Origin of the sequence: Sphingobium fontiphilum, from assembly GCF_014196635.1 — a bacterium.
Lineage (GTDB): Bacteria > Pseudomonadota > Alphaproteobacteria > Sphingomonadales > Sphingomonadaceae > Sphingobium > Sphingobium fontiphilum.
Genome location: NZ_JACIEB010000018.1, coordinates 1 through 1,097, shown reverse-complemented (window position 1 = coordinate 1,097; position 1,097 = coordinate 1). Strand labels below are relative to the sequence as shown.

At 62.6% G+C, this 1,097-nt stretch carries 1 protein-coding gene; it reads left to right on the top strand.

What is annotated here, in order from left to right; all coding sequences use genetic code 11:
* Positions 1-1,079, top strand: a protein-coding gene (locus GGR44_RS16660; protein WP_246344754.1) for an IS3 family transposase whose coding sequence is annotated in 2 segments (ribosomal slippage) — positions 1-124 and positions 124-1,079 — 1,080 coding nt annotated over the 2 segments. Because the reading frame shifts where the segments join, the coding sequence is not laid out codon by codon here. This gene is flagged as partial in the annotation.
* Positions 1,080-1,097 lie beyond the last annotated feature (18 nt).

The window sequence follows — 1,097 nt, the reverse complement described above, 5'->3', positions numbered from 1 at the left end:
TATGCCTGGAAGCGGCAGTTGGCCCGGCAGGTGTCCGGCGATGTCGGCAAGGATGCCGAGATCCGCCAGCTGAAGCGCGAGCTGGCCCGGGTGACCGAGGAGCGCGACATCCTAAAAAAAGCCACCGCGTATTTCGCTCGAGATGCAAAGTGAGATACGCGTTCATTGCCGAGCATCGCGGTCGGTTCGGCGTGCGGGCAATGTGCCGGTGCCTGGCTGTGCAGCCAAGTGGCTACTACGCTTGGCAGAAGAGCCCGCTGAGCCAGCGGGCTCGGGAGGATGCCCGGCAGACCGATCTGATCCGCAAAGCCTGGAAGGACAGCGGCAAGGTCTATGGCTACCGCAAGCTGCACGATGACCTGCTGGATCATGGCGAGACCTGCTGCCCCAACCGTGTTGCGCGGCTGACCAGGCTGGCGGGCATCAGGGCACAGGTCGGCTACAAACGCCGGCCCGGCAGCCATGGTGGCAAGCCGTCCCTGGCGGTCGACAACACGCTGGATCGCCAGTTCGATGTTGCTGCGCCGGATCGAGCCTGGGTGACAGACATTACCTACATCCGCACCCTGGAAGGCTTCGCCTATCTGGCGGTCGTGATCGACCTCTACTCCCGCCGCGTGGTGGGCGGAGCAGCCAAAGGTTCCGGCGATGCGGAGCATCGTTGGAAAGGCTGCGGAGGGTGGTCGATGCAGAGCCGACAGACCACCGATGTGGTGCTGCAGGCGTTGCACATGGCGGTATGGCGGCGCAAGCCGAAGCACCGGGTGCTGATCCACTCGGATCAGGGCTCGCAGTTCACCAGCATGGACTGGGCTGCCTTCATCCGGGCCCACAATCTTGAGCACTCGATGAGCCGGCGCGGTAACTGCCATGACAATGCCGTGGCCGAGAGCTTCTTCTCGTCGCTCAAGCGCGAACGCATCCGGCGCCGGACTTACAAAACACGCGAGGAAGCCCGGCAGGACGTGTTCGATTACGTCGAGATGTTCTACAACCCGGTGCGCAAGCAGGTCAGGAACGGAATGCTGTCACCTCTCGAGTTCGAACGGCAGCAGATTTTGAAAGCGGAAGGCGTCTAGAAAACTAGGGGCTACTCA